Origin of the sequence: Dyadobacter flavalbus, from assembly GCF_006149045.1 — a bacterium.
In the GTDB taxonomy this organism is placed as follows: domain Bacteria; phylum Bacteroidota; class Bacteroidia; order Cytophagales; family Spirosomataceae; genus Dyadobacter; species Dyadobacter flavalbus.
The window spans coordinates 457,895-484,434 of sequence record NZ_VBSN01000038.1 but is presented as its reverse complement, the minus strand read 5'-3'; the positions used below and the strand labels follow the sequence as shown (position 1 = coordinate 484,434).

The 26,540-nt window shown below is 46.3% G+C and carries 19 protein-coding genes; 9 read left to right on the top strand and 10 right to left on the bottom strand.

Annotation, left to right across the window (positions count from 1 at the left end; all coding sequences use genetic code 11):
- Positions 1–3 precede the first annotated feature (3 nt).
- The 5 genes from FEM33_RS13705 to hemN all read left to right on the top strand — a co-directional run bounded on the left by FEM33_RS13705 (position 4) and on the right by hemN (position 5,105).
- The gene (locus FEM33_RS13705; RefSeq protein WP_139012569.1) at positions 4–1,035 is read left to right on the top strand and encodes a cbb3-type cytochrome c oxidase N-terminal domain-containing protein; all 1,032 of its coding nucleotides are present in this window, start codon (positions 4–6) and stop codon (positions 1,033–1,035) included.
- Between the two features lie 34 nt (positions 1,036–1,069).
- Positions 1,070–2,485, top strand: a complete 1,416-nt coding sequence (gene ccoG, locus FEM33_RS13700; protein ID WP_139012568.1) for a cytochrome c oxidase accessory protein CcoG — start codon at positions 1,070–1,072, stop codon at positions 2,483–2,485.
- Entirely contained in the window at positions 2,482–2,931 is a 450-nt protein-coding gene (locus FEM33_RS13695; RefSeq protein WP_139012567.1) for a FixH family protein, read from the top strand. The genes ccoG and FEM33_RS13695 overlap by 4 nt, the downstream gene beginning before the upstream one ends.
- A 7-nt stretch (positions 2,932–2,938) precedes the next feature.
- A complete protein-coding gene (locus tag FEM33_RS13690) occupies positions 2,939–3,646 on the top strand; it encodes a sulfite exporter TauE/SafE family protein (RefSeq protein ID WP_229214239.1) in 708 nt (235 codons plus the stop codon).
- A gap of 91 nt (positions 3,647–3,737) precedes the next feature.
- Positions 3,738–5,105 carry an oxygen-independent coproporphyrinogen III oxidase gene (gene hemN / locus FEM33_RS13685; protein WP_139012566.1) on the top strand — a complete coding sequence of 456 codons (1,368 nt, stop codon included), beginning with the start codon at positions 3,738–3,740 and terminating at the stop codon, positions 5,103–5,105.
- A gap of 124 nt (positions 5,106–5,229) precedes the next feature.
- Here hemN and FEM33_RS13680 read toward each other — a convergent pair whose 3' ends face one another.
- Positions 5,230–6,978, bottom strand: a complete 1,749-nt coding sequence (locus tag FEM33_RS13680; RefSeq protein WP_139012565.1) for a hypothetical protein — start codon at positions 6,976–6,978, stop codon at positions 5,230–5,232.
- 316 nt (positions 6,979–7,294) lie between these two features.
- On the opposite strand from FEM33_RS13680, the gene FEM33_RS13675 reads away from it, so the two are divergent.
- Both FEM33_RS13675 and FEM33_RS13670 read left to right on the top strand, forming a co-directional pair.
- On the top strand, positions 7,295–8,965 hold the full coding sequence (locus FEM33_RS13675; RefSeq protein ID WP_139012564.1) for a sensor histidine kinase: 1,671 nt from the start codon (positions 7,295–7,297) through the stop codon (positions 8,963–8,965).
- Between the two features lie 8 nt (positions 8,966–8,973).
- A complete protein-coding gene (locus tag FEM33_RS13670; protein ID WP_139012563.1) occupies positions 8,974–10,032 on the top strand; it encodes a response regulator in 1,059 nt (352 codons plus the stop codon).
- Positions 10,033–10,208: 176 nt separating this feature from the next.
- Here FEM33_RS13670 and FEM33_RS13665 read toward each other — a convergent pair whose 3' ends face one another.
- The 3 genes from FEM33_RS13665 to FEM33_RS13655 all read right to left on the bottom strand — a co-directional run bounded on the left by FEM33_RS13665 (position 10,209) and on the right by FEM33_RS13655 (position 12,595).
- Complete coding sequence (locus tag FEM33_RS13665) at positions 10,209–10,601, bottom strand: hypothetical protein (protein WP_229214238.1); 393 nt, start codon at positions 10,599–10,601, stop codon at positions 10,209–10,211.
- Positions 10,602–10,795: 194 nt separating this feature from the next.
- Positions 10,796–11,623, bottom strand: a complete 828-nt coding sequence (locus tag FEM33_RS13660) for a helix-turn-helix domain-containing protein (RefSeq protein ID WP_139012561.1) — start codon at positions 11,621–11,623, stop codon at positions 10,796–10,798.
- Entirely contained in the window at positions 11,624–12,595 is a 972-nt protein-coding gene (locus FEM33_RS13655; RefSeq protein ID WP_139012560.1) for an aldo/keto reductase, read from the bottom strand.
- A gap of 416 nt (positions 12,596–13,011) precedes the next feature.
- On the opposite strand from FEM33_RS13655, the gene FEM33_RS13650 reads away from it, so the two are divergent.
- Positions 13,012–17,109, top strand: a complete 4,098-nt coding sequence (locus FEM33_RS13650) for an FG-GAP-like repeat-containing protein (RefSeq protein WP_139012559.1) — start codon at positions 13,012–13,014, stop codon at positions 17,107–17,109.
- A gap of 632 nt (positions 17,110–17,741) precedes the next feature.
- On the opposite strand, the gene FEM33_RS13645 is transcribed toward FEM33_RS13650, so the two are convergent.
- Positions 17,742–18,872: an FAD-dependent oxidoreductase gene (locus FEM33_RS13645; protein WP_139012558.1), complete on the bottom strand. Its 1,131-nt coding sequence runs from the start codon at positions 18,870–18,872 to the stop codon at positions 17,742–17,744.
- A 113-nt stretch (positions 18,873–18,985) separates the two neighbouring features.
- Here FEM33_RS13645 and FEM33_RS13640 point away from each other — a divergent pair, with 113 nt between their 5' ends.
- Positions 18,986–19,924: a helix-turn-helix transcriptional regulator gene (locus tag FEM33_RS13640; protein WP_201747748.1), complete on the top strand. Its 939-nt coding sequence runs from the start codon at positions 18,986–18,988 to the stop codon at positions 19,922–19,924.
- Positions 19,925–20,324: 400 nt separating this feature from the next.
- Here the strand turns inward: FEM33_RS13640 and FEM33_RS13635 are convergent, their stop codons facing one another.
- The 5 genes from FEM33_RS13635 to FEM33_RS13615 form a co-directional block, all read right to left on the bottom strand.
- Complete coding sequence (locus tag FEM33_RS13635; protein ID WP_139012556.1) at positions 20,325–20,738, bottom strand: nucleotide triphosphate diphosphatase NUDT15; 414 nt, start codon at positions 20,736–20,738, stop codon at positions 20,325–20,327.
- A complete protein-coding gene (locus FEM33_RS13630; protein ID WP_139012555.1) occupies positions 20,726–21,295 on the bottom strand; it encodes an LOG family protein in 570 nt (189 codons plus the stop codon). Before FEM33_RS13630 ends, FEM33_RS13635 begins: the two co-directional genes overlap by 13 nt.
- Before the next feature lie 374 nt (positions 21,296–21,669).
- Positions 21,670–22,641: a helix-turn-helix transcriptional regulator gene (locus FEM33_RS13625; protein ID WP_139012554.1), complete on the bottom strand. Its 972-nt coding sequence runs from the start codon at positions 22,639–22,641 to the stop codon at positions 21,670–21,672.
- Between the two features lie 81 nt (positions 22,642–22,722).
- Entirely contained in the window at positions 22,723–23,115 is a 393-nt protein-coding gene (locus tag FEM33_RS13620) for a RidA family protein (protein WP_139012553.1), read from the bottom strand.
- Positions 23,116–23,669: 554 nt separating this feature from the next.
- Positions 23,670–26,318, bottom strand: a complete 2,649-nt coding sequence (locus FEM33_RS13615) for an ELWxxDGT repeat protein (RefSeq protein WP_139012552.1) — start codon at positions 26,316–26,318, stop codon at positions 23,670–23,672.
- Positions 26,319–26,540 lie beyond the last annotated feature (222 nt).

Sequence of the window (26,540 nt, the reverse complement as noted above, 5' to 3'; positions counted from 1 at the left end):
ATCATGAAATTTCGTAATTACCTCGAAACCATAGCCGGAATAAGCATTTACCCGCTGATTTCGCTCCTTATATTTTTTGTCTTCTTTGTGTCGCTCCTTGTTTTTGTTTTCCGGATGGATAATAAGACATTAAGGAAACTGGAAAGCATGCCGCTGAACGATGGTGTGATCAAAAAAGGTCTTTTGTCCATTGCTGTCTTACTGATGATCTCCGCTTCCGCTTTTGCACAGGCACCGGAGGAAAAACCCCAGGCGATTACCGGCATCGACATCATGCTCTATCTGTTGCTGATCGTGTCGTTCTTCGTTGCCATACAGCTGATTATCACGCTGGCAAGTGCTTTGCGTACTTTGAATAAATTTACACAAAATCAGAAAGCGGCTCAAGGTAAGACGGTTGAAACGGTCTCCTGGTGGAAAAAATTTGCAGGAATGAGCGTGCTGCCGGCGGATGAAAAACACCTGATTATTGAAGGCCACAATTACGACGGCATTCATGAATTGGACAACGGAATGCCGCCCTGGCTGCAGTCGCTTTTTGCGGGTACGATCGTGATCGCCATTGCTTACTTTGCTTACTACTACAGTGGAATCGGTGATTTCCAGTTGGCGGAGCTGGACAAGGAAATGGCGCAGGCGGAAATTGACAAAAAGATCTATATGGAAAAAGTAGGTGCCAGCATGGACGAAAACAACGTTACACAGCTCACCGACCCGTCTGTCATAGGCGAGGGAAAGAAAACTTTCCAGGAAAAATGCTCGGCTTGCCACGGCATGGACGGCGGCGGAACGGTTGGCCCGAACCTGACAGACAACTACTGGCTGCACGGCACCGGGATCAAGAATATTTTCAAAACCGTGAAGTACGGTGTGCCGGAAAAAGGGATGATTTCCTGGGAAAAACAGCTTTCACCTACGGATATCCAGAAAGTGGCGAGTTATATTCTATCGTTGAAAGGATCAAAGCCAGCCAATCCGAAAGAACCGCAGGGGGAATTGATGACAGACGAAAAAATTGCAGCAAACGGAATCTGAAAAACGGCTTAAACATGTGCAGAGCACCAAAACAATGCGTTCTCAAACCCTTGCTGCTTCCGGCCAGAACCAGGCTTTCCGCGATCCGTTCAATGTTGCGGACGAGGACGGGAAGCGTAAATGGATATATCCTCAAAAGCCAAAAGGCAAATGGCACAACCGGCGGGCCTGGTTTACCATTCTGATTCTGAGCCTGCTTTTTTCAGGACCTTTTATCCGGCTTGATGGCCAGCCGTTATTCCTTTTTAACGTACTGGCGCGAAAGTTCATCCTGTTCGGCATCTTCATCGGGCCACAGGATTACTGGATTTTCGGGCTTGCCATGCTTTCCTTTATGGTTTTTATCGTGCTTTTTACAACCATTCTGGGAAGGTTATGGTGTGGCTGGGCCTGCCCACAGACGGTGTTCATGGAAATGGTGTTCCGCAAGATCGAATATGTCCTTGAAGGTGACGCGACCAAACAGAAATTGCTTGACAAAGCGCCCTGGACAAGGGACAAGATTGTTAAAAAATCAGCCAAATACTTCCTTTTCCTGCTGATCTCTTTTGCAATCGCCAATCTGTTGCTGGCTTATGTAATCGGAGTGGATGCGTTGACAAAGATTATTCGTGAACCCATTGAAGAACATATCGGACTGTTTACCGGTATTGTTGGTTTCACGGCATTGTTCTATTTCAATTTCGCCTGGCTACGGGATCAGGCCTGCACGGTGGTATGCCCGTACGGCCGCTTGCAGAGTGTGTTTATGGACCGTCATACCATTGCAGTCGGCTACGATTACGAGCGAGGCGAGCCGCGGGGAAAAATTCACAAAGGACAGGAAAGAAGCGGGGGAGATTGCGTCAATTGTCAGCAATGCGTGGCGGTATGTCCGGTGGGAATTGATATTCGAAACGGTCTGCAGATGGAATGTGTGAACTGCACGGCCTGCATGGATGCCTGCGATACGATCATGAATAAAGTCGGCTTTGATACCGGCCTGATCCGCTATACTTCGGAAAATGCCATTGTAAATAAAACCGGCAGGCTCGTTACCACGCGCGTAATCAGCTATGCGGCTGTGCTTGTTCTGCTCTGGTCGGCGCTGGGATTGGCCATTGTGTCGAGAACGGATACGCAGACTTTACTGCTCCGCGCACCGGGCAGTCAGTTTATTGAAAATGGCGACGGCACGGTCAGCAACCTGTATACATTCAAGATTTTCAATAAAACCAATCATGTCGTAAAGCCTGTCATCCGGCTGGAAGATGTAGAGGGCAAACTGATCTTTGCAGGCAGTCCGGACCTCACACTGGAAGCGGCGGGAATGGCGGAAGGGACTTTATTCATCAATGTTCCGAAAGCAGCAGTGAAAAAGAGAAAGACGGCTCTGAAGCTCGCTGTGTATGAAGGAAACAAGCAACTGGAAAAATTTGAAATCCTTTTTTTAGCCGGAGAATCATTATGAAAATCAACTGGGGAGTCGGAATTGTTACGCTTTATCTTGGCTTTGTGGCCATGATACTGTTACTGGTAACCATGAGCGTCGGGCAGAAAATTGATCTGGCAACCGAACATTATTACGAAGAGGAACTGCAGTTTCAGGATAAAATCGATAAGGTCAAACGGGCTCAGGCTTTAAGCGAGCCGCTGGACTGGAAAGTAGACGAACACGGGATTACGGTTGACTATCCGTCTGATCTGGAACAAAAAAACTTGTCGGGCCAGATCAGACTGTACTGTCCGTCCAATGACAGGAACGACCGGCAATATGCCGTTTCAGCAGCCGGTGGCGTACAGTTTATTTCCGCTGCTGATATTCCCGATGGCACTTACCGTTTGCAAATTGACTGGAAAAGCGACGATCAGACCTTCTGGAATGAAGGCGTTGTAACCATTAGCCACCTGAAATAACAGATGTGTGAACGGCGCATTAGTTTATCTCGCATTTTCAATGGGATTGCTGAGCAGTTTTCATTGCATCGGCATGTGTGGCCCCATTGCACTGGCCTTGCCGGATCAAGCAGGAAATCGCTGGCGGAAAGTGAACGGGTTTCTGTTTTATAACCTGGGCCGGTCGCTGTCTTATGCAGCGCTCGGCGCTGTCGTCGGCCTTTTGGGAAATGCGGTAGCATGGATGGGTTATCTCAGTTATTTGTCGGTCATCGCCGGTATTGGAATGCTGGGTTATGTGCTTTGGCCTAAAACCTTCGGCTTGTGGCTGCATCCGCCTGAAATGTGGTCTGCCGTAATTACGCATCTGAAAAAAAGGATGTCGGTCATGCTGCAAAGCCGTAAAATGCACGGGAGATTGTTCCTGGGAATTTTAAATGGCCTGCTGCCCTGCGGCCTGGTTTACCTTGCACTGGCAAGTTCCGCTGCAACCGGCAATGTGTCCGGCGCCGCATGGTACATGTTTGTATTCGGGACGGGCACCTTGCCCATGATGATGGCGATAGGATTGTTCAAAAACGGATTTACGCCTTCGCTTCGATCCCGCTTTCACCGGTTCACTCCGGTAGTCATTGCCATAGCTGGCTGTTGGCTCGTCCTTCGCGGTGTTATGATCAAGTATCCACAAAGCGGCCATACGCAGGCTGCGCAGATTACCATTTGTCATGGAAAGTAAATCATTGGCTTCAACGCGGATTAAGGCTCAGTTTTCCAGCTCGCCGGCTATTTAAATTTAAATCAAAGTAACAAACAAAAACATCATTGCCATGCACAAAGAACTGCTATTCAAATACAATACTCCGGGGCCCCGTTATACCAGCTATCCCACTGTACCGTACTGGCAAGAAAATCCACCTGCCCAGCACCAATGGCTTGACCTTGTACAGGATACATTTACGGCATCCCAATCATCCGGGGAGGGCATCAGTCTGTATATACATCTGCCTTTTTGCGAAAGCCTGTGCACGTATTGCGGCTGCAACACCCGGATCACGGTTAACCATGCCGTAGAAAAAAAATACATTGCGGCCTTACTCGCTGAATGGGCCATGTATTTGTCTGCATTCGGCGACAACAGACCTGTCATCCGGGAAATCCATCTTGGCGGCGGTACGCCCACTTTTTTTAGTCCCGAAAACCTGCAGACACTGATTCTGGGATTGCTTGAAGGTTCCGTCGTGCATGAAAAAGCGCAGTTCGGATTTGAAGCGCATCCCGGCAATACGACCGAGGCACATCTGCAGGTTTTGTTTGATCTGGGTTTCAGGAGGATCAGCATCGGCGTGCAGGATTTTAATCCTGTCGTGCTGGCCATCATCAACCGCCAGCAAACGTACGAACAGGTTAAAGCACTTACGCTGAGGGCACGCGAGATCGGCTATACCTCGGTCAATTATGATATTGTATACGGGCTGCCGCATCAGAAAGTTTGTTATATGATGGAGACCATGCAACGCGTAGTCCGGCTCAAACCCGACCGCATTGCGTTTTACAGTTACGCGCATGTGCCCTGGATCAAACCGGGCCAGCGGAGTTTTACCGAAAAAGACCTGCCCGATCCCGATAAAAAAATGGCGATTTACGAAACCGGCCGGAATGTACTGGAAATGTCAGGCTATCAGGATATCGGCATGGATCACTTTGCGCTTGCAACCGATGAACTTTACAAAGCACAGCAGGAGAACCGGCTGCACCGGAATTTTATGGGATATACCGACACACGCACACAGTTACTGATCGGCCTGGGCGCTTCGGCGATCAGCGACAGCTGGCAGGGATATGTGCAGAACGAGAAAAAAGTAGAAGATTACTACGCAAGAATCCAAGCAAACGAACTTCCGGTTTTCCGCGGGCACCTGCTTACAAAAGACGATCTGATCCTGCGGAAACATATTTTAAGGCTGATGACAGCGTTTGAAACGTCATGGAAAAATCCCGGCGAAGTGTGTGCGGATGTTTTCAGGTCCGTGGGGCGGCTCTCTGAAATGGAATTTGATGAACTGGTCGAGATTGTGCCATCGGGCGTAAAAATTACCGAAAAAGGAAAGCCGTTTGTCCGCAATATCTGCATGGCTTTTGATGCCCGTCTTTGGGAAAGTCAGCCCGAGACGCAGTTGTTCAGCCAGACCGTATAAACCATGATTTTGCTTTTTGCAAATACCGTTGTAAGGTAATTTTCACCATTAAGCAGGAAAAGGAAAGACTTTGTTTAAGCATTTCGCAAACAAAGTCTTTCCTTTTTATTTTTCAGCTGCGCATCTAAGCCGGCTCGTACTGCAATAAGGCCGCCTTGGCCGCATCAAGCTGCCTGATCAGCTGCGGGAACAAATCCATATAATATTGTATGCCGGCCAGTAACTGGTCGCGGAACCTGGCAAGATACTTTTGCCGTTTTTCACTGAATTGCACCGCCAATGTTTCCAGCTCTTTCTGATAATATTCAATATAAAGGTTCAGCTCATTGATAAACATATTGGGCCGGTCCACGCCTGAAAGCAGGTTGGTCTTACCGTAAATATGCTGCACCATCTGGTCCAGCGAATAAACAGCTGAAAACCAGGCCAGGTTTGGCCCCGGGCAAATCGCTACGGCATGGTTTTCCCTTGCTTTCATTTCATGGTTCCGGATCAAAGCTGCCGTGCTCAATCCGTCGCAGAGGCAAAGTTTTTCAGTAATCGCTTGGAATTGCCGCTGGTATTCGTCGTCTGGAAGATCAAGCGACTGGAGTTGCCCGATTTTCAGCTGCTGATACTGCCGGGATGCGGTGCAAATCGGCTCCGTTGTAAATTCCGTATTGGAAACGAGGTACTTTTTGTTGCAGGGACTGCCCGGCCTTCCTTTTGCAATTCTTTCAAGCCGCTGTTTTTCAGCACTGCTCCTGCGAAAGTTATTGAACAAGACACCGAGAGGCGACGAATTGCTGACATAATAATCCGATGGGTCTGCATCCACCAGATTACGCAACGTTTCTTCATCCACATTGGTCACTTCAGGCACCAGCAAAAACGGACTTCCCCAGCCCGTGCCATCCACTTCATAATGCTCCATCAGAAAGTGGTGCTCCTCGGCGGTACCGATTCCGCCCTGCACCGTAATAACCTGATCCGGAACGGAATGAATGGATATGTTTTTCGAGTTGAGCGCCGGATGGTAAAGTGCAAACAGATCGGCCAGCATTTCCCTTCTTTTCGTTTTGAATTCCTCCAGTATCGGCCCAAGCAGATAGCCGTCGGTTGCAAAGGCATGGCCGCCGCAGTTCAGGCCCGATTCGATCCGGAATTCAGAAACCCAGATTCCCTTTTTTGCAAGGTATTTGGCCTGGATAATGGCGGAGCGGAAATCACTGACTTTCAGGATGACCTTCTTCATAAAACGCCCGTACGGATCCGGATAAAATTCAGCAAAGCTTTCCAGATAATTATACAGCCGCGGGTTCATGCCCGCCGAGAGCACAACCGATGACTGCAGACTGCTTTTTGCAAAACCCCGCAAGGCTGCCGATGCATCCGAAAACGCTTCGTCTAGCCGTTCTCCATGCACATCCTTGTTGAGCTTATCGACTTTGGACATAATATTGACATCGATAGCTCCTTTGACAAGCTGGTTCCTGAGCTCCTCCTGAATCCTGCTCCGTTCTTCCGCAGATACGGTCAGAAGCATTTTGTTGTACCTTTTCTTGAGGGAAGAAGTGTCGGGCAGCAGTTCGAAATAGCGGGTGATCAGTGAATTTCCGGTAAAAGGCTGTTGCTTCAGATGCTGGAAATTCCGCTCGACCATACGCGCCATCAGATCAAGATAAGCGGTGATCCGGCGGCTTCTGAAATCGGCTTCATCGCTGGCTATGGGCGTATAAGTTTCCCCGTTTTCAAGGGTATGGTGTTTTCTCATCCGCTCGATCATTTCATCGTCTACAATCGAAGCGACGGAAGAAATACCCAGATGGGCGACTTTGATCGGGGTATCCACGGAGTATCCCAATCCTAAAACAGGAATATGAAAAGTATGCATGCAGCGGCTGGTTAAAGGTTGGACGTGCTGATTTTGGAATCAAAACTAGGCGGCAAATCTTGCAGGACGGATGATATTGGTTCGCAGACCTGATGATTGAAGTCATTCCGGTGCAAGCGTGCAAGTCGCTGGGTCCTTACGAATGCGGGCATCCGACGCTTGTCTACATTTTTACGAAGAAACAAATCTGTTTCGCTGCAAATGAATAGCATTCCTGTAAGGAGAAATTGACGGAATATCAATCCGTTACGAGCTTTTGCGGTGTTTAAGGTGCTCAGCGGTACAGGCGAAATCAGAATTATTCCTAACTTTGACTATGTTATCTTCAGGAAAAGCCACCATGAATTATGATGTCCGAATCAGCTTTAATACCATTTTTGAAAGCGCTTCCCTGGGTATTATTGTTACCAATGAACAGGGGAAAATCGTGCTTGCCAATCCCTTCCTGTTACAGCAGTTCGGCTACCCGGAACATGAACTGATCGGAGAATCGGTGGATAAGCTTATTCCTTCGCGTTTTCATCACCGGCATCATCAGCACATAGCCCATTTCAACGAACATCCCAAAAAAAGGCCTATGGGTTTGGGCCTTGATTTGTTCGGTAATAAAAAAGATGGCAGCGAGTTTCCGGTTGAGGTCAGTCTCGGGAACATTGAAGATGAAAATGGCAAGTTTACAATCGCATTCATCAGTGACATATCCAAAAGAAAGGAAGCCGAAAATGCGCTGATCAGGTTAAATGATGAACTGGAAACAATCGTGCATCAGCGAACTGAATCGCTGAGCAATACGGTAAAAGACCTGGCAAAAGTAGTGGCAGAAACGCAGGCGAAAGATCTGGAGCTCGGCCGGGCCAACAGTTTTCTGAAAAATATATGGCACCATGCCGAGCCGATCATTTTTGTGACAGACGAAAACGGGATCATCAAAATGTTTAATCCTACTGCTGAAAAGCAGCTGGGCTATAAAGCGCATGAAGTGATTGACCGGGCTTCCCCGCTGCTTTTTTACGAGCCGCAGGAAATAGCCAAACGGGCGAAAGAACAAAGCAATCTGCTGAAAAAAGAAGTGAAGCCCGACTTCACCGTTCTGGCAGCCAAGGCGATACAGGGCCTTTCCAATGAAAGTGAACTTGCTTTTATACGAAAGGACCATTCCTCATTTCCGGTTTCACTGACCTTCAATGTCATGCGTGACGTTACCGGACAGATCAACGGATATCTCGGCATTGCCATTGATATTTCGGAGCGCAAGAAAGCAGAAACAGATTTGAGAATGGCTTTGAAAAGGGAGAGGGAACTGAGCGAGCTTAAATCAAGGTTTGTCTCGATGGCATCGCATGAATTCAGGACGCCGCTGAGTACGGTACTTACCTCCGCTTTTATCCTTTCGCAATACAGCCAGCATGACGACAGTGCCAAAAAAGAAAAGCACGTGCAGCGCATTGTGACAGCTGTTAAAATGCTGAACAGCATCCTGGATGATTTTTTATCGGTCGGTAAAATTGAAGAAGGGAAAATACAGGTTTGCAACAGTGAATTTGATCTGGAAGAAACGATCCGGGGCCAGATTGCTCAGCTTAGTGACATCCTGAAAAAAGGGCAGGAAATAACGTATGCCCATCAGGGAAAAAAGGCAGTGGTGCTGGACCCGAAATTGCTGAACCATATTGTGACAAACCTGATTTCCAACGCAATCAAGTTTTCAAATGAAGGCTCCATCATAGAAATCAGAAGCAGCAATCTTGAAAACGTTTTGAAAATTTCCGTTAAGGATCAGGGCATCGGAATTTCTGCGAAAGATCAGGCGCATCTGTTCGAGCGCTTTTTCCGGGGAAGTAACGTAAACCATATTCAGGGAACCGGACTGGGCCTGCATATCATCCGCAACTATGCCGAACTGATGAACGGAAGCGTCCGGTGCGAAAGTACAATCGGCAAAGGAACTACTTTTGAAGTTGTGTTCCCTTTGCAGCCACATGAATAACCAATGGAATGAATACGATTTTATTAATTGAAGACAATACGGAAATCAGGGAAAACATGGCCGAGATCCTGGAAATGGCCAATTATCAGGTTTTCAGTGCAGACAACGGAAAAGAGGGCTTGAATCTCGCGCTTCAGCACAGGCCCGACCTGATCCTGTGCGACATCATGATGCCTGTACTGGACGGCTACGGGGTACTTCATGTCGTTCAGAAAAACAAATTCCTGCAGAATATCCCTTTTATATTTCTAACCGCAAAATCGGAACGCGCAGATGTAAGAAAAGGCATGGATCTGGGGGCGGATGATTACATTACCAAACCCTTTGAAGGCGCCGAACTGCTGAATGCCATCGACCGAAGGCTTAAAAAAACAGCTCAGCTGAGAAAAGAATTTCAGGGTAACCTGACCGGCTTCAATGATCTGATCAGTATTTCCGCGGGGGAAAGCTATCTTGAAAAGCTGAAAGAAAACAGAAGCATCAACCTTTACAAAAAGAAACAGAAAATTTACACCGAAGGAAACCACCCCGCGCGGCTTTTTTATGTCAACAAGGGTAAAATAAAAACTTTCCGCAAAAATGAAGAAAGCAAGGAACTCATTACCGGTCTTTACAAGGAAGGTGATTTTTTGGGATACATGGCTTTGCTTGAAAATGTAACGTATCGTGAAACGGCTGAGGCACTGGAGGATTCGGAACTGGCGCTTATACCCGTTGCAGAATTTGAGGAAATGATCGGGTCCAACCCGGTTGTCATGAAACGTTTTATTACCCTTCTGGCAAATAATGTGAATGAAAAGGAAGACAAACTACTGGCCATCGCCTACAATTCCCTGAGAAAAAAGGTAGCCGATACGCTTATTGAATATTACAGAAAGTACAACCCGCTGAAAGAAGAAAATTTCAGCATCGATTTGTCGAGAGACAATCTGGCGGCTATTGCAGGAGTTGCCAAGGAATCATTGATCCGGACGCTGAGTGATTTCAAAGATGAGAATCTGATTGCAATTACCGCCGGACAAATTCAGATTCTTGATTACTCCAGACTGGAAAACATGTACAATTAAACTTGAATTGGATGCATCCGGATTTTGGTCAGAACCATACAAGGAGATCGGACCATGCGTATGCGGATCAACTTTTTTTGCAGGAGCCGCGTTGCTCATCGGCTGTCTGGGATTATACGGCCTTATTCATTTATGACCTTGTAGCGTACCGGATAAATCGATGTACTCTGCTATCGTTATGGGCAGGACTGCAGGACATTTTCGCACACAAGTATATTGACAGGCGCAAATTCCATTGTACAATAAAGCACGTTCGCTTTCTTCTCTCTTGCCTTGTCCCGGTGAAACTGCATGTAAAAAGTCTTTCCTGCGACAAGAACGGAATCCGGCAGGTCCAGCATTGCGGCAAAATACCTGGTTACGGTGGAATCATTTCCGGCAATCGGCGTCGCGAGTGGATTAGGCAGCATCAATTCGACCACCTGCACCGATTCAGAAGAAGTACAATGATACCTCCGGACAAATTTGGCCTGAGCGCAGAAAGTTTTCGAGTGTTCATCCATTCTGTTTTCACAGGATGCAAATAAACCGATTCCAAGAAAAAATAAATACCGGGACAGCCTGTTCATAAAATTCTCAGCGTTTTTTTAACAGGACCTTTTATGAACAACCAAGGTTGGAATCATATTATTTTAATTATAATTATTCTTATTGCTTCAAACCCGGATTTGAATCTGAAACGGATAAGACGGAAAACAACTCACGGTTTCGCCGGAACAAATGCACCGGAATCCTGATGCAGATCTGTTCAGATATCAGGAAATTACTTTTGAGCAAGATCCGGATTCAGAGCAGTAGGAGCCATGCCGTACTTTTTCTTAAAGGCGTATGAAAAGTGCGAAAGGCTTTCAAACCCCAGCGCAAGGTAAATAGCCGAGTGTTTTTGATGTTTGGTCTGGATCAGGTGCTTTGCTTCGGCAAGTCGCCTGTTCTGAAGCCATTGGCGGGGCGAAGCACCGAAGGTTTTCAGAAAATCGCGTTTGAAGGATGCCAGACTGCGGCCGGTAAGCTGCGCAAATTTTTCAACAGGAACATTAAAATGATAGTTACTGAGCATGAATTTTTCCAGATCAATCTTACTGGGTTCCGAAAAGTCGATCAGGAAATTATGAAGTCCGGGCACGGCAAGTAGCAGTAATTTAATGCCTTCCCTTACCTTCAAAATGCCCATTTCATCTGTTATGGCAGCTCCTGAGTTTCTGGCGTATGGAACAATCGATTGAAAATAGCCCTGCAGAAATTCATTGGACGGAATCAGCATGTTGGGCGAACCCGTGTATTTTCCGTCTGCTTCCAGTTTATCTTCCAGAGCAATTCTGCGTAACAAATCGTCCTGAAGAGATATCACGATGGTTTCATAGTTTCCGCCGGGCAACGGTGTTTTGGTGAGCGTACCCAGCTGGTTTCTGCCGATCAGCAGCATTTCTCCGCCGGCCATCGAAATGGTTTGTGCAGAGGTTTCCATCACAAACTGTCCCGAAACCTGTAATATCAAGGTATGATGGTTCCACAAGCATATTTTCTCTTTGCGCTGGGCAGAGAGGTACGAGTAGAAAATCACTCCCGGAAGAATTTCTGCTGGACTGGTCATTTAACGTTGTAAGTAAGTGCCGCCAAGGATATGGCCTTCTGCAAAAGTAGTGTTCAAAATGTTCATTTCCTGCGGGGTAAACACAATGTCCATCGCTGCAATATTTTCCGGCAAACGCGACCTGCGGCTCATGCTCACCAGAGGCATGATGCGGTCGCCTTGTTCTTTTACCCAGGCAATTGCAGTCTGTGCCGGCGTACAGCCTTTATTGCTGGCCATTTGCTTCATCACTTCTACTTTTTCGAGGTTATTAACCAGGTTTTCACCTTGAAAACGGGTAAAATGGTTGCGGTAATCGTTTCCCGTAAGCGGTGCTTTCATATCACCGGTCAGCAGTCCTTCTGCAGTATTGGAGAAGGCAACTATGGCAATGCCTGATTCCATGGCTGCCGGCAGCAGTTCACTTTCTATCTGGCGGTCGGCAAGGGAATAGCCGATTTCCAGCGCGCTGATGGGGTGAATGCTGTTGGCTTTCCGAAGCTGGTCAGCCGTAATTTCCGATACACCGATGTAGCGCACTTTACCTTCCCTGATCAGATCGGCAACCGTTCCGATGATGTCTTCCGCCGGCACGCTGTGATCCATTCGGCTGGGCTGGTAAAGGTCAATGGTTTCAATACTCAAACGGGTCAGAGAATAATTAATGAAATTCTTGATGGCAATGGGCCGCAGATCCATTCCCAGCGGCTTGCCCTTGTGAAAAATGGCACCGAATTTCACGCTGATGAAAGCATCGTCTCGCCTTCCCTTGATGGCTTTTCCTATCAGCATTTCATTGTGACCGGCACCGTAAAAATCTCCGGTGTTCAGGAAGTTGATTCCGTTATCCAAAGCTTCCCGGATCGTTGCCATACTTTCTTTTTCATCCGGTGTGGGGCCGCCCCATATAGAGGACATGCGCATACAGCCCAGACCAAGTCGGGAAACGAACGGTCCATTCTGGCCCAATTGAATTTTTGCGATATTTTTCATGGTACAAAATTCAACATTCCAGCCCTCTGAAACTTTCTTCTACGGCTCAAATATTTTACCTGCAAAGCTCATTTAAGTTTTAGTTATAAAAGAATCCATTCTGAAGTGCAAAGCAGCCGGATGGGAAAACATTTTGACAGCCTAAGTCCTGCTCGGTTTGAAAATTTGCCGGTGATACAATGTCTCATCCTACAAAAAGTTCCTGTCTTTCTCTTCCCAAACATTTATTATTCACTTAATCTACCGCTTATCCCAGTGTTTGAACACTGCGATAAGCCGGATTTTACCGGATGCTCATTGTTCCCTGCCTGTTGATTGTTATTGGGTTTAACAATGTAGCTGTTTTTCAATATTTGTCAGGCAGGTTCTTCTGCTGAATTACCACCTTCTTTTCTTAGTTGTAAAAAATCAAACACATGAAACAACACTACAAGACAGGCATCTATGCCGTTTTCTCTTTTTTGCTGGTTGCAGTAGCATACTTGATCTGGATGCAGCAATTGCCCCAGGTCAAAAGTGTTACCAAGGTCATAACTATGAAGAAGAACCGGAAGGCACCAGCCAGCACCACTCCCTTACAGGATATTCAGCAGCAGCTGGTCCGGCGGGAATACAGCATTTCGTTCGATGAACAAAAGTCAGCCATGCAGAGCCCCAACCGCCGGCATGGACTGCGCGCATATTACAAGCCGGGCGTATTTACCCTTGAAAACCGCATTGATTCGGCAGGTCATAAATTTTCACTGCAGCTGGTCAATGAAGGCATTTATGCGGATGGTAAAAAGATTTTGTCAGCCCAGGCCAACGCAGTTCTGGAAAGTCATCAGGACACCCTTTTGATCAGACATGCAGGCTTTACCGAGGAATTCATCAACAATGAAGACGGCGTTCGTCAGAACTTCATCATTGAAGCTGCCCCGCAAGCTACCAAGGCGCTGCAGGTTAGGTTGTCGGCAAAAGGTTTAAAAGTCAATGACCTTGAAAGCAATGCCTTATTATTTTATAAAGATAACAACAAAGGCCAGCGTATGGCCAGTCTGGTTTACAAAGACATCCGATGCTGGGATGCCCATGGGAAAACCTTGCCTGCAACCCTGGGCTATGCGGATGGACTGGTCCGGTTGAGCGTGGATGTGCACAATGCTGCTTACCCCGTTACCATTGACCCGATCATAGCCAATGGCAGCCCGGCCAATGCCAGTACGTCTGTGGAATCAAACCAGGCCGAAGCCTGGCTGGGCAGTGTGGTGGCCAGCGCCGGGGATGTCAACGGGGACGGGTACAGCGATGTGCTGGCCTGCGCTTCCAAATATGATAATGGCCAGGTTGATGAAGGTGCGATCTTTGTGTATTACGGAAGTGCTTTGGGCATCAATGCAGTAGCGCCAACCATTCTGGAATCCGATCAGAAAGAGGCACGTTTCGGGGCTTATGCCTCATCGGCAGGAGATATCAACAAAGATGGATACAGTGACATTGTGGTCGGGGCACATATGTATGACAAAGGAGAAATCAATGAAGGGGCGGCATTTGTATACCTGGGTTCGGCTCAGGGCATCAGCAAGACCGCATCGCAGATTCTGGAAAGCAACCAGGCCGAAGCCAATATGGGCAGCAGTGTCGGGTTGGCAGGTGATGTGAATGGTGACGGATATAGTGATATTCTCGTCGGGGCAACGATGTATGACAAAGGACAGGTCAATGAAGGTGCAGCATTCCTATACCTTGGATCGGCTACAGGCTTGAACACCAATCCTACACTGCTGGAAGAAAATCAGGCAGCTGCCTTGTTCGGCTACCGCGTCAGCGGAGCAGGTGACATAAACGGTGACGGGTACAGCGACATCCTTGTCAGCGGGCGGCAGTACGACAAAGGCCAGACTGATGAAGGTGCTGTCTTTGTTTATCATGGTTCGGCTTTGGGCATCAATGCCGTGGCTGCAAAAGTTCTGGAAAGCAACCAAGCCAATGCATACCTGGGCCATAGCCTCAACACAGCCGGGGATGTGAACGGGGATGGATACAGCGACATTATTGTAGGGGCCAGCATGTATGATAACGGGCAAGCCAATGAAGGTGCTGTGTTTGTGCATTATGGATCAGTGCAAGGGATTAATACCATAGCAGCCATTACGCTGGAAAAAAACCAGGCTGAGGCGCAGTTTGGCAACTCGGTTGCCAGTGCCGGTGATGTCAACGGCGACGGATACAGCGATGTGATCATAGGAGCACTGTTCTATGACAATGGCGAAAGCAATGAAGGTGCAGGCTTTGTTTACCATGGATCTTCTGTTGGTCTGTCAGCAATTTCCGTTTCTACTCTGGAAGGCAATCAGGCGGCTGCCCAGCTGGGCAACATAGTGGCCAGTGCCGGAGATGTGAACGGCGACGGGTACAGCGATGTGATTGCCGGCGCACCTTTGTATGACAAAGGACAGGTTAATGAAGGAGCCGCCTTTGTATGGATGGGCAAAGCGGACGGAGTCAGTTCATTAGCAAACGTTAAAATTGAGAAAGACAAGCCAGAAGCACTATTTGGGCTTTCCGTAGCAAAGGCTGGAGACGTCAATGGTGATGGGTTTGGTGATATTATCGTTGGCGCACCGGGATTTGATAATGGGCAAAATGACGAAGGAGCAGCATTTGTTTATCCAGGCTCTGCTTCAGGGATTCATGTAAATGCCTTTACCATGTTGGAAAGCAATAAGGCAGATGCCTATTTTGGTAAATCTGTCTCAGGTGCCGGTGATGTAAATGGAGATGGCTATGATGATGTAATTGTTGGTGCACCATATTATTCCGGAGGACAATTATATGAAGGTGCGGCCAGTGTGTATTATGGATCGGCAAGTGGGATCAATATAATTTTTTTTACGCAGTTGGAAAGCAATCATGCAGATGCTTTGTTCGGATACTCTCTCGCAAACGCTGGTGATGTAAACGGAGATGGCTATGGAGACATTGTAATAGGAGCACAAAACTATGACAATGATAAATTTCATGAAGGCGCAATTTACGTTTACCACGGTTCACAGGCCGGGATTTTACCTCAAAGCTTTCTGCTGATAGAAAGTGATAAAGAAACGGCATATCTGGGTGCTTCCGTATCCGGTGCAGGAGATGTAAATGCAGATGGATTTGCGGATATTATCGCTGGAATGCCTTTATATTCAAAGGATCATATTACAGCAGATGGAGCCGCTACTCTGTACTATGGGTCTCAAAACGGCATTAGTAAACAGAATAATATTACAATTGAAGGAAATGACGAAGAATCCGAATTTGGTACATCTGTTGCCGGAGCCGGAGATGTTAACGGAGATGGCTTTGCCGATGTATTGATAGGGGCACCTGATGAAATTAAACCAAGTAAGGTCTTGATCTACTACGGATCTACATCGGGATTAAATATTTCTATGTCATCCAGATTGGAAATAGACAGAAATGTTTATGGAAACTATGCAAGGTTTGGTACGGATGTGTCCAGTGCAGGAGATATAAACGGGGACGGATACAGTGACATTATGGTTGGAGCTACCCAATTAACGAAAACTCCATATCAAGGCGCAGCGTTTCTTTATTTTGGTAGTGCATCAGGAATTCTAAGTGGTGCAATAGCTAATGAAATCTTGCCAAGTGATAAAAAGCAAGTTTCCACTCACTCCACGGCAATTTCAGCATCAGGCGCAGGCGATCTAAATGGAGACGGGCTGGGAGATATCATTTTAGGATCTTATCAATATAAATATGGGACTTCGGAACTGACTGGTGGAACAGCGCTGGTATATTATGGCAGCAGAACCGGAGGTATTCAAAACAACCTGCGGCTGTACAACTCCAACCTGACAACGATTATTAACCAATCACAAAAGGCTAAAAACGACTTTGGGGCGGGACTGTATGCCAAATCTTTTCTGGGTAGCGGCAAGGGCAAGCTGGTTTGGGAAACAAAGCCCAAAGGACAGGCTTTTTCGAAAGGCAGTAACAATGTGATTACCAACAGTACTGCATATTCTGGTGCACAGAACACGTACACCAGTCTGGGGCTGAAAGGGACTGAGCTTAAAAATGTGGTTGCCAAGCAAGGCACTTTCACAAAAGTGCGCACAAGGGTAAAATATGATCCTGCACTCGCATTGACCGGTCAGATTTATGGTCCGTGGCGGTATGTTCCCGGTTACCTGACAGGCAGCAGTACTGCACCTGCGCGAGAAAATGTCATCAGCAATATGTCAGAAACGATTAAGGCCAAGACAAAGTCGGAATCAGAAAAATATGTTAATGCTGTAAGCATATACCCCAATCCGGTAACTGACAAGCTCTTTATTGAAACTGTAGATGTTAACGAAATTAAAAGTATACAGTTACTGTCAATCACAGGCAAATCCGTTTATCGGTCCACAATATCCGTAAAGCAGGTGGATGTCAATGGACTTGCCGCAGGAAGTTACATGCTTGTGATTACGTATAAAGATGGTTTGAAGAACAGTAAGAAGGTTTTGATCACTAAATAACAAAAGTTGCTAATGATAGCAGAAGGTGAGGGCATGGTTATGAGTGGGACAATCTTGTTAAAAGTATAAACATTTTAATCCGGGTCAGGCAAAGCTTAAAGCCTGACCCTTTATTTTAATAGACAAAAATTGGTAAAGTATCTTACTTTAGTTTCGGGTGGGTAGGAGAGAATTTATCCAAGCGGTGATGGAATCCTGAAAGGGCGGAACTTGAAATGCAGAAGACACATGAGCTATCCGTATAGGAGGCAGAAAGAAAGTTATTGGAGCGGCGAAAAACAGTTAAAGTAGGGGTGAACTTTCTGAAACGTCTTAATACTGAAGGAATGTTAATGCATTACTAGAAAAATGGAAGTATTGCTGAAGAATGCACCAGTCTGCCAATTGTTCGGTGCATTGAAGTCAAACCGGGAATTACAGAAATACCTTGGTTTAATTAAAATTTCCATATCCTTCCAAATCCTGTCGTTCTGTCGATCGAAGGAAAGTTCGGCGTCGTTTTAAGCGAAGAAGTACACCTTGATCTGGACTTTTTGCCGGCTTCAAGCGTCCACATACAGACAGTCGTAATATGTGCATTAAATGCAATATATCGCGCCCAAAAATAACTTTCGGACTCTATAACTAGCATGCTAGTGTATGAATCGTTGAAACGTAAAGTCGGGTTGACGAATTTCCAGCTCATTCTCGCTGGATGCTCTCTGCGCTTCTGACGCATAGGCAAACATCTTATGCTCATAATCTTCAATGGCAGCTTGTATGGACTGATAATTACCGCTGGTCAGATTATCCGCTAACAATAAAGCGTCCATCAGCCCGGTATTTACACCCTTACCAACAAAAGGCGGCATTAAATGTGCGGCATCGCCGATCAGCGTAATTGGTAGAGGACGGTCTGCTTTCCAGGGTTGATCAAGAGACAGTTTTCGGGTCGGCAAACCAGCAAAGAACGATGTGGCCTTGAATAATTCGTGATAACGCTGGTCCCAATCCGTAAATCTTTCGGAAAGGCAGGTGCGAATGCGGTCCGGACTCTTAAAATCCAGTCCAAGGCCATTCGACCATTCTTCTGGTCTTTGGAATGTTATTCCGTAAGCCAATGTACTGTGATTAACTGGGTTTGCTACCAGCAAGTTACCTTGATACGAACTCATTAATATATTGCCGTTACACAAGTGGTAGAAGGATGGGCATTTATGTATTGGGTCAAGCACCTCGCCCTGGATAATAAAGGTGCCTGTGTCTTCGACCTGTGCATCTGTCACGTAAGGTCTTACCCTGGACATTCCACCGTTTGCGCCGATTACCAGATCAGCGACTTCATCTGGTTTTTCGTCGAAATGTAGACGCCATCTTCCATTGTCCTGGGAAAGTCCTGTAAATTTTCTGTCCCAAACCACTGTGTTGGCAGACAAGCTATCCAGTAGCAAAGACCGTAAATCATTCCTGCTGATTTCGGGTTGATCATACTGGTTTTCAGCGGTTGGCTTTTTAGAAAAAAACACATTGCCGTGCTGATCGGCCAAGGTTCTTCCCATTGGTTTCGCTAGCGTAAAATAGCGGTGAAGCAAACCTGCTTTTTTCAAGGCAGCTTGCCCGGACTCTTTATGAAGGTCAAGGGTACCGCCCCAAATTCTGGCCTGTGCATCTCTGTCCCGCTCGTAGACCGTTACGTGAACTCCTTGCTGTTGTAATAAGCTGGCCAGGGTAAGACCTGCGGGGCCAGCTCCAATGATGGCAATTTGTTTATTATGAAGTATCATGTGTTTGTGTTGTTCAATTCTAACGCAAACGTATGAAGTCCTTTATAGTCTAAATAGCTATATTGGACTTAAAAATAGCCATAAAGGACGCAATGGAGGAAAACAAACAATCCATGATACCCAAAGTACTGATCGCGCTGGCTCATCAATTAGGGACAGAGGTGAAAAACGGGCGACTGGATATTCCAGAAGAATTCGGCACTGGTTACTGCACCGGGTTCGTATTTAATGAGTTTATCCGGCTGATGATTTTCAATTACCAAATCCGGGAAGACTTCGTCATCGACAATCCGGATGCAGCTATGGCGGAAAGAATGATCTTGTTTAAATTCCAGCATGTCCTAACTCAATCAGTCCATGTACCACCGGATCTGCAAACCCCGTCCGTTTTGATCGTAACCGGTCGCCTGAATTCCAACCTGGTTATTCCAATCCAACGCAGCCGGGCAATGATCAATATAGAAGTGGATGCCACTTATCTGAAAGGACTTTTCCATTCGTCTCAAAAATCACCGGTCTTGCAAGGTCTGCTGGAAAACACGCAGCCTTTGTTTTTCGAAGAAATGATCTTTCCAGCTTTGCAAATTATTATAGATCAACTGGTAAGCGAAACGATTGATGACATGTTTGCCTTATTTTTCCGGCGTGTAAAGTCCGAGGAACTGATTTGCCGATTGTTAATGGCCTTGGAAAAGCGGGATGAAAATCATCTGTATGCATTAAATGGGCAGGATATCCAGACCATTTACAGAATCAAGGAGCAAATGCTGGAACGCCCGGAAGTCACGCCGGTGATTAGCGAATTAGCCAAAAGTGCCCGAATGAGTCCTACCAAGCTAAAAAGGTTATTCAGACAAATATTTGGTAACAGCATATATAGCTATTATCAGGCGTTCCGCATCAATGAGGCGGCCCGTCTGTTGAAAGCAGAGGGGCTGTCAGTTTCGGAGGCAGGTTATCAACTCGGCTTTACCAACCTGAGCCACTTTTCCAGAATATTCGAAAAGCATATTGGTGTTAAGCCAAAGAAATTCTCAACTGCTCAAAGATAATCATGCGTTACGACGCATGTATGTGTACATCGCAGCTTACAACCGTACCTTCTAGCGTAGTGCAGGACGAGTAACGGAACAAGATCAGGCTGTCAGAGGATTAAAACCTTGATTTTAAAAATGAAGAAAAAGTACGTTTCAACGACCGAGTCATTTTGCTGCTATTATATAGATGAAACCCATCAGGAGCTCCTTAGTCCGGCAAGCAGTCTAAATTTTCATCACATGTGCTGACCGTTTTTACAAAATCAGAAGCCGATCCCATGGTCTGGCATATAGACTAAACCAAAGGTGTATTGCTGTTACGGATTAGCAAGATAGAATGTGCCGTACGGGATGATCTTTGCTATGCCTTTTATAAGCTCCTGCCGGCCCGTTTCTCTTACGACTACCAACTGTGCTATTGCCTTCTATAATCAATCAGTACGTTCTTTTCCTTGAGAAAAGAACGTATTGGAATGAACAGAGGAGACGGTAGGAATTCCGGATCAAACCATGCCCATTCTAGACATTTGTCAGGTTCTCTGTTCTCCAGTATTCCGGACCACGATGTAGCGTTAAAAAAAAGTGTAATGTACTGTGTACCATTCTCATAGAAGTCACTTGTGAAAGTAATCTTCTCAACGTTTGAAATCACAAGGCCAGTCTCCTCAAAAGCTTCGCGAATCACCGCCTGATCGGGATGCTCACCAAATTCGACATGGCCTCCCGGAAATGACCATACGCCGTGACCGTGTTTAGAAAGGCGGAACCCCAGTAACACTTTGGTATCTTGCCAAATGATAACTCCTGCTACGACTTTTATTTGATCCATTTTGGCTGGTACGTCAGTTTTTGTGCAGCTAGTTCATCCACCAGACTGGCAGGATTCTCATTCACAAGTAACGTCTTGAAATGGTAGTAACTCAGAAAGCCATTTTCCGACAAATCACTCAGAAAGCTAATTAGCTTATCGTAAAATCCATTGATATTTAACAAACCACAAGGTTTTTGGTGAAATCCGAGTTGATTCCAGGTGAAAACTTCAATGATTTCCTCAAGCGTACCAATACCACCTGGCATTGCGATGAATCCATCCGACAATTCGGCCATCAACGCCTTTCTTTCATGCATTGTTTTAACGATATGTAACTCCGTCAAACCTTTGTGGCCAATTTCAACTCCGGCCAGTTTTTCTGGTAAGACCCCAATTACGTCTCCTCCAAAATGAAGCACCTCGTCTGCAATAGCACCCATTAATCCGACTGCACCACCACCGTAAACCAAGGTAATGTCCCGATGAACCAACTCGGAAGCAAGAACCTTTGCAATTTTCAGGTAATCAGGATTTTGACCAAAATTGGACCCACAAAAAACAGCAATACTCTTCATTAATCTACTTCAATGCTTTTAAAAACTAATCCGGCTTACGCGAAAATATGGGACGAACAAAAATCCTTATAAAATCGTTGTTGCAAAGATATCTACTTAAATTCGGAGAACCGACGCTTTTTGGAGTGGCGGTAAGTTCCATATGCCCATACTACGGGTTCATTTGTGCACATATATACGACTGTCTGTATGTGCACAGCAGGCACCGGAAAGCTCGGCTCAGGAACCATATCGTGTATGAGGACTTCCTTACTTGTACTTAAAATTGTTTTGCGACGGCAACTGTATAACGTTATTCTGCCGGGATGGATTCGGAAATGTTAGGATGATCAGCCTGATCTTGGTTGAATAATATGGATCCTGAGCCTTGCAATTTATCCGGTATAAAATGAATCATGTGCCTGCTTTGCGAGGCTGGATAGATGTCCAAGCAGCGAAGCAGGCTCAATAATCTTGACAGCGCCTGCAAAAGGTAACAACCAGGTGGACAGATAAGCAAGTGAGCCAACTAAAAACAAGATTTCCAGGCTTCCGTCTGTCAGCGTTTGTTCATGCGTCCATCCATATTTGTGCTTGGTATCATGAAGATGCTGGACCTGGGCAGGTGATACCTTCGAAGGATTGAAATGGATCACCACTTTTTCCTGGTCTCTCCTTTTGGCTTCGTCAGCCCAGTATTGTTGTAATGTTTCCGGACGTGGAGGGAATGATTCCCCGGATAAGGACAAGTAGCTGATACGGTCGAGTCGAAAGTTCCGGAATGCCTGCCGCAGGCGGCAAAATGCCACTACATGCCAATGCTCACTTAAATAAAGGCCGATCGGCTCAATGTCGCGCATGGTGGCTTCTCCAGATTCTGCGGCCTGATAACGAATGTGTACGACACGCTGAGATGTAACAGCGGAAATGAGTTGCTGATAGGTATCTGGCCGCCCGGATGCACTCGGCGGCTCCATTACATGGATATAAGGTTCTACGGTTTCCAGATGGTCGCGGTCTGAATACCTGAGTGCTGCCCGAACCTTGTCCATGGCTGCGCCGCTCAGCTTGCCCGTAGCTGTATCGGTGAGCCTTGAAGCTAGCTTTTCAGCGGTCAGCAATGCGATGGCTTCCTCACGTGTGAACATGACAGGCGGCAGACGGTATCCTTCCAGCATAGCATACCCTTTTCCTTCCTGTGTTACAATCGGGATCCCTGCACTTTCAAGGGTCCTGATGTCCCTGTAAATGGTCCGGGTGCTCACTGAAAAACGTACTGCCAGCTCCGTGGCGGTTACGTTCCGTTTTGTTTGTAAAAGTGTAAGCAGGCCCACAAGTCGGGACAGCCTGGTCGCTTCTGAATCCATCCTGGATTAGAGTTTTGATTAAACAACGATGCAAAAGAGCCAAAGACCGGGCTCTTTTGCAATCCTTTTCAGACCAATAAGCTACTTTACCACCGTTGCTTCCAGTTCGATTGTAAGCCCGCCAAACAAACCCTTCACTTCAAGCAAGGTAGTAGCTTGCTTGATGCCATGCTTTGCAATCCAGCTTTGATAAGTCTGCACGCAGCTTGTGAAAAACGTTTGTACAGAAGTTGTGTAGACATTTAATCTTACAATGCCGCCAGGCTCATATCCGGCTTCGGTTATAAGTTGCTCCAAGTTCCGGATCGTCAGCTCAAACTGCGTAAGCATATCAGCGGCAACAGGTTGGCCATTGGCATCTATGGCAACTTGCCCGGAACAATAAAGTGTTCCGGCCGGTTGCTTGATTTCGACTGCTTGTACCGAATTGCTGTACTTGCCCCATTCCCAGGGATCGATTGTGTTCTTTTCCATTTTTGCTTGTGATAACATGGTTTGTTTTTGTTTCCACAAAGCTCGCTGGGTGAAGTGACAGCAGTATGTCATACCCCTTCAATTAATTCAAGGAATTTTTTGAAAAGCGGACTTTTAATTTTGATTTACGATATATGATAACTTCCTTTATCATACAACGGCAATCTATCTCAAGGGTAGTATTTGGGTATGATACCAGCTTCTCTACGGGTGTCTAAAGGTAGGATCCATGCATGAGCATTTTAGAACTTACGGCATAGTGCCGGTTAAAAGAAGTGTCTGTTGATTTTATCTATACTATTTGACAGACTGTAAAATCGATGGTTTAAGCAATGCTTGAATTTGATTATTTACAGACTTTGAAATGCTGCCTGGCAGTTATATAAAGGCGTTTTTAGCTCTTTTGATTTAGCTGATTAAAGGATTATAATGTAGTTTGATACAGTGAAATTTTGAGAGTTTTAATTTGCTCAGCTTATAAAAAGAAAACCGTCCATAATTCAATATGAACGGCCTTTTACCATTTTTAATACTACAAAATCATCGCAATCCGATTATTCCGTCACCAGCAATTTGATGACTTCTGTTGCAGCTTCTGACTTGATTTTTAGCATGTAAATTCCTGAGCTCAACGAGAGACCTGAAATATCCACTGCTGCTTTCTGACCGGCTCTTGCTTTTTGGGCTGTTGCTATTGGATAGCTCTGTCCTGCATTGTTCAACAGATCAAAAGAGATTTCTTCACTATGCTTGGTGGATAGCTGCACAGTAAACTGCTTTCCAATTGGGTTGGGGTAAACTGATGAGGACTCAGGCTCTGCTTCCAGGTTTGAGCTAATTTCTTCATTGCTGAGTCTTGTGTTGCTATTCACAACAGATGACGTTTGAACGATCAGCTCAGGAGGGTAGGAGCCTTCTTCCTTGCTGTTGAAGACCAGTCTGATATTTCGGTTATTCGGATCTGACAGCATCAGACTTACCAGGGTTTCACCGGATTGCTGCTGGGCTTTCACATAACTGGTCACATCAATTTCATAGTACTTGTAAGTATTGTTGACTGCTGCGTAGCCCAGGGATGGTGTTGATGCAGCCGGAGCATTGTTTTTGACAATGCCGTTTTCAGTCCAAATGTCATTGTTAACGCCATATGCATGTACAGAAACACTCTTGCTGTTTTCATGGTTATGGCCGTATATACGAAGCCTGGCAGAGGTAACAGCCGATGCTGATGATAACGGAAACCTCAGGTAAGCGGAGCGGCTGGCCGAAGGATCGCTTGCATTGTTTTTTACATCCAGGTTAACAGCAGTGCCAAAGTTGGTGGCCTTGTAGCTGCCATCGCGTACATAGGCATCTGCAAGGGGTTTTAGCGTTACACTGGAAACAGGAATCACTTCAATGGCCGAAACCCGGGGCAGATCCGCTGCGCCGGTCAGAAAGTCGATGTTCAGCATGCCGTCTGTGACATTGACGGTAAAGGTCTCTGCCGCAGCGCGCATGGCTCCGCCGGCTTTGACAAAGATGTCATAGTTGGTCAGTTTGCGGCTGCCTTCCATGTTGACGTGAAACTGCCGGCTGCCAGCCCCGCCTTTTTTGCCCGGAGCGCCAAAGTAGGTTTCAGCAAAGTGCAGGTATACATCAAAGGTGCCATTGGCAACCGGAATGTTGTAGCTGAACGAAGGCGAACAGCGTCCCGAACGGTAGAGTACATCATTGGTCGTGTTAAGAATATCACCACTTAAAATCGAGCTGGTGCGGTCAATGCCTGCATAGTACTTGTCTGCAATAAACAGCTTTTTAGTGGCGGTGGTAAAATCCGGTCCGCCGGCGTTAATGCGGATGGTGGTTTGGGCAGGCGTTGCTTCCTGGTAAGTGAAGAGCTCCATCCCGTACATACCATTGTCGGCTGGAATCAGAAGCTGGTTGTTCAAGGCTCTTATTCCGTAGAATATGAATGACGTAGAGCCATTGGGGGTTATGTCGTAGGCCAGGTTCGTTGCTTGGGTTGTAAGATCCATCTTCCAGACTTCCCGGCCGCTCTGTCCGTCAGATGCAGTAAAGTATAAATTGTTTCCGACGGGAATCAGATTTTCTATAAGCGTTTGAGTAGCCCTTGGGTTGAAGTTTGTAATTGGCTGGGTGCCCGCGGCGGTACCATCGCTCTTCCATATTTCTGCAAACTCGGAAGGTATAAAGTAGAAAGAGCCATTAGCAGCGATGAGATCGTGAAAATAAATTTCTGTCTCGGTGTACCTCTGCAGCGTTTTCACAGCATAAGTACCCTCAGTTGTTCCGTCGCTCCGCCATAATTGCTGAACGAAAACCTCCTCGACCTCAGCAGGGACAAGGATAAGAAAATACAACACATCATTCACCCGGGTAAAATTCGTGGGACTAAAGACAAAGCCGAGTTCTTTGATAACCGTTGTACCCTGACTGGTTCCGTCACTTCTGACCAGAAGCTCTTTCCTGCTGATATTATCTATCGCCCGGTAATAGATGAAGTTTCCAATTGAGGATATTGATGCGCGAAATTTAAAACCCTTGTCAATAGCCGGATCAATAACCAGAACTGTCCCTTCCGGCGTACCATTACTTTTCCAGACCGCGTTGCTGCTGATGCCGTCAAATGCGGAAAAATACAGCTGACCATTCACGGGAACAGGTGAGAAAGAATCAGTTTGAGCGAAAGTTTTGAGCAACTGTGTTCCGGCAGAACTTCCATTGCACCTCCATAGCTGCATGCTTCCATCGCGTTTGTACACACCAAAATACAACGTGCCGTTCATACCGATCAACCGCTGAATATTATACGATTGGGTAAAATCGCGAATCTTGGTCGTCGTAGCTGCGGTGCCGTTGGTTTTCCATAAACTATGCACCCGATCACTGCTGCTTGTAACAAAAAAGATGGTACCGTTTACATTGGTAAATTGCTCAGGGTTGGAGCTGTTTGCACCGGCTACTACATCACTGACCAATACGGTCCCAGCCGTACTGCCATCGGTTTTCCAGAGCTCGCGGCCATGGACACCATCGTCCGCAGCAAAGTAAGAAACACCGTTAATCTGGGTAAAGCCCGATGGAGCCGATCCGGAATTGGTGCTTGTTACGTTGATATCTTTCAGCAGTGAGCCTTGCTGTGCTACCAGGGGCTGCATACTCATCATAAATAAGGCTAAATACAGTACAATTTTTTTCATTGTTTTTTGATTGATTTGATTAAAAGGTGAGCTAAAGGTTTAGGTTTCATGTAAAATAAAGGTTTTGACTGGTTTAAAATTCTACTGGCTGCTTGCTTGGGTTTTTATATCAAGCCATCTTAAAAGATGGCTTGATATAAGCTAGTAAGTTACAGTTATTTACTTTAAGTTACATTTAAAAGCATGCCGGAACTTGCAATTACTACAAAGTTTTTTGGAAGC

Bases quoted from the DNA above. Each gene is read 5' to 3' on its own strand.
- FEM33_RS13705 (WP_139012569.1), top strand. From the start codon at position 4: ATGAAATTTCGTAATTACCTCGAAACCATAGCCGGAATAAGCATTTAC.
- ccoG (WP_139012568.1), top strand. From the start codon at position 1,070: ATGCGTTCTCAAACCCTTGCTGCTTCCGGCCAGAACCAGGCTTTCCGC.
- FEM33_RS13695 (WP_139012567.1), top strand. From the start codon at position 2,482: ATGAAAATCAACTGGGGAGTCGGAATTGTTACGCTTTATCTTGGCTTT.
- hemN (WP_139012566.1), top strand. From the start codon at position 3,738: ATGCACAAAGAACTGCTATTCAAATACAATACTCCGGGGCCCCGTTAT.
- FEM33_RS13680 (WP_139012565.1), bottom strand. From the start codon at position 6,978: ATGCATACTTTTCATATTCCTGTTTTAGGATTGGGATACTCCGTGGAT.
- FEM33_RS13675 (WP_139012564.1), top strand. From the start codon at position 7,295: ATGTTATCTTCAGGAAAAGCCACCATGAATTATGATGTCCGAATCAGC.
- FEM33_RS13670 (WP_139012563.1), top strand. From the start codon at position 8,974: ATGAATACGATTTTATTAATTGAAGACAATACGGAAATCAGGGAAAAC.
- FEM33_RS13665 (WP_229214238.1), bottom strand. From the start codon at position 10,601: ATGAACAGGCTGTCCCGGTATTTATTTTTTCTTGGAATCGGTTTATTT.
- FEM33_RS13660 (WP_139012561.1), bottom strand. From the start codon at position 11,623: ATGACCAGTCCAGCAGAAATTCTTCCGGGAGTGATTTTCTACTCGTAC.
- FEM33_RS13655 (WP_139012560.1), bottom strand. From the start codon at position 12,595: ATGAAAAATATCGCAAAAATTCAATTGGGCCAGAATGGACCGTTCGTT.
- FEM33_RS13650 (WP_139012559.1), top strand. From the start codon at position 13,012: ATGAAACAACACTACAAGACAGGCATCTATGCCGTTTTCTCTTTTTTG.
- FEM33_RS13645 (WP_139012558.1), bottom strand. From the start codon at position 18,872: ATGATACTTCATAATAAACAAATTGCCATCATTGGAGCTGGCCCCGCA.
- FEM33_RS13640 (WP_201747748.1), top strand. From the start codon at position 18,986: ATGATACCCAAAGTACTGATCGCGCTGGCTCATCAATTAGGGACAGAG.
- FEM33_RS13635 (WP_139012556.1), bottom strand. From the start codon at position 20,738: ATGGATCAAATAAAAGTCGTAGCAGGAGTTATCATTTGGCAAGATACC.
- FEM33_RS13630 (WP_139012555.1), bottom strand. From the start codon at position 21,295: ATGAAGAGTATTGCTGTTTTTTGTGGGTCCAATTTTGGTCAAAATCCT.
- FEM33_RS13625 (WP_139012554.1), bottom strand. From the start codon at position 22,641: ATGGATTCAGAAGCGACCAGGCTGTCCCGACTTGTGGGCCTGCTTACA.
- FEM33_RS13620 (WP_139012553.1), bottom strand. From the start codon at position 23,115: ATGGAAAAGAACACAATCGATCCCTGGGAATGGGGCAAGTACAGCAAT.
- FEM33_RS13615 (WP_139012552.1), bottom strand. From the start codon at position 26,318: ATGAAAAAAATTGTACTGTATTTAGCCTTATTTATGATGAGTATGCAG.